3 protein-coding genes are annotated in these 2,077 nt (G+C 44.4%); all 3 read right to left on the reverse strand.

Going from position 1 to position 2,077, the window contains the following annotated elements:
• On the reverse strand, positions 1–492 hold a 492-nt coding region (locus BIZ39_RS21415), incomplete at its 3' end, for a type I restriction endonuclease (RefSeq protein ID WP_262385834.1).
• Between the two features lie 138 nt (positions 493–630).
• The gene (locus BIZ39_RS21420; protein WP_187448054.1) at positions 631–1,497 is read right to left on the reverse strand and encodes a GIY-YIG nuclease family protein; all 867 of its coding nucleotides are present in this window, start codon (positions 1,495–1,497) and stop codon (positions 631–633) included.
• Entirely contained in the window at positions 1,497–1,964 is a 468-nt protein-coding gene (locus BIZ39_RS21425; protein WP_222936748.1) for a restriction endonuclease subunit S, read from the reverse strand. Before BIZ39_RS21425 ends, BIZ39_RS21420 begins: the two co-directional genes overlap by 1 nt.
• Positions 1,965–2,077 lie beyond the last annotated feature (113 nt).

Consider the following 2,077-nt stretch of genomic DNA (forward strand, 5'->3'; position numbering starts at 1 on the left):
CTGCTTGTTTCTTTGACGAGAAGAGCGTACCACTTTTAGCAGTTGGCCTCCTCTTCTACACCTTTCCATGAATGTCGCACTTATTATCTGAAATCGGGACTTTATTGTGGGCGAGGCTTTTTTGCCGTCAATAAACTCGGTAACACTCACCCCGTACATGAGGGCGTCATAGATGTTCTCATTGGCCGTCAGTAGCCCTAAGTTCATCGCCGGACTAAGCTGGTGGATAACTTTATCGATAGCCGCTTCTGATAACGGGTACGTTTTTCCCTGAAAAGAAAAGGTTTGCTTGGCTAAAAATTGTCGCAAAATGGGAAGCAGGATGACTTGCTGAGTACTTTTGTTAGTATCGCCCGATAAGTTACCTCTGAGCGTCTCGCACTCAGCAGGAGGAATGAAGGTATAGCCCAAATTGGTCAGCAGCGTGAGTGCGGGAAGTTTTGCACTAAACTCTTCGTTGAAGTTGGCTGCCATTCTGCGGTTGTCTTCCATTACGTTTATGCTCTCCATTTGCTCGCACGTCAGGGCGCATGATGATTTAAGCCTAAAGATACCAAGTCCTTGCTATGAAGGCGAGTACATTACCGACGAAGAACTACTGAAGTAGCGTTCACCGGCTTTTGCTTAATTTTAACGCTCAGCCAAGGAAAGCGTTCTACCCTCATACTCATGCAGCGAAATGCCTTGCTCTGTTTTCCAGTCAACCCAGCCGTTTGAGGAACCCAGTAACAGAAAGCCGGATGCGCCACTGGGCGTTTTAAACAAGTAATCACGCTCGAACATAATGTGACTGCCTGACAGCGAGATAACACCTTTGCTTAGTAATTTTTCGCGAATTTCTACCATGCGGTTATCGGTTTTGCGCTTGGTTTCATAAGGTGCCGTCGAGCCTTTCAATACCACCATGCCCTCATTGGTATAAATCCCATTCGCATTGACTGATGCACGATTACATACAAAGAGCTGTTCAGCTTGGGTAGGTGACTGTTCAGTCAGTGGCTCAAATAGCGGATAGCCGAGTGTGGCCAATAATAAACTACCTATCTCATGAATTTCATCGCAATCAGCTTTGAGCGGAATGGGCGTATGCGGCTTTTGGCCGCCATTTCCATTTAACAGCTCATAGCGCTGGCACTGACGCGCCTTTTCAATCGACAACGATTCCAAATATAACACATGAGTTTGAGTGAGGTTGTTGGTCAGTGACACCAGCACCAAAGCACGTTCCCAATCTTTTTTCTCATCTTTGTGATGCTGAGTGAGCCTCGCACCCACATCGCCCGATTGGCCAATGTAAAGCTCATCTTTACTGTCACCAGATAATAGAAAATACAAGCCAACCTGCTTAGCCTCTGGCATCTTCACGAATTCAGCAATATCACTACGAGGCACTTCTATTAAGCGAATAATCGAAGTGGTTTGTTCTGCAATGCGGATGCCCGCAGGGTCGCCTGTAGGTAAGAAAATTTGAATGGTGCGAGGTCGCTTGAGGGTCATTATGCCACGGCCTCTGCATCCACTTTGACTCTGCGCTTGCCGGTTAACAATTGCTGCATTAGGGCTTTCTTTTCTAGTTTTAAATCAGCAAGCTGTTGTTCTAATAGCTCAATTTCTTTGTCTGCGCTGCCTAAGACAATAGCTATCTTTCGTTGCTCTTCGATTGCCGGAACATTTATTTTAAGCTTTCTAATTGCCGCTACATTTAAGACTTTTTGAGCGTTTCCTGTAGCTGTATTCAAAAGCCACTCTTGAATATAATCTGATGTTAAGTATTGCTTGATAAAATCTTTCGAATGCTCAGCTATACCTATAACAGCAAATGCACGGGTTATATTTGCTCCCTCTAGCTGTTTAGGTATTTTTAAGACTTTTCCAAGAGTTCCAACAATAGACATAACAAGATCCCCTTCTCGAAGAATTGTTCTCTTGAATTCTTGGTGAAGTTCTTTAGTAATTCTAATCATTTGGCTTTCATTAAGGGGTTCTAGGGATTTTCCCCTCTAAAAAGACTTAATCCTCTGTAGACCACACCAATAAATGGCTGCGGAGGTGGGTTACTACTTATAAGTGTGGCAAA

Source organism: Alteromonas sp. BZK5, from assembly GCF_014349115.1.
In the GTDB taxonomy this organism is placed as follows: Bacteria; Pseudomonadota; Gammaproteobacteria; order Enterobacterales; family Alteromonadaceae; genus Alteromonas; species Alteromonas macleodii.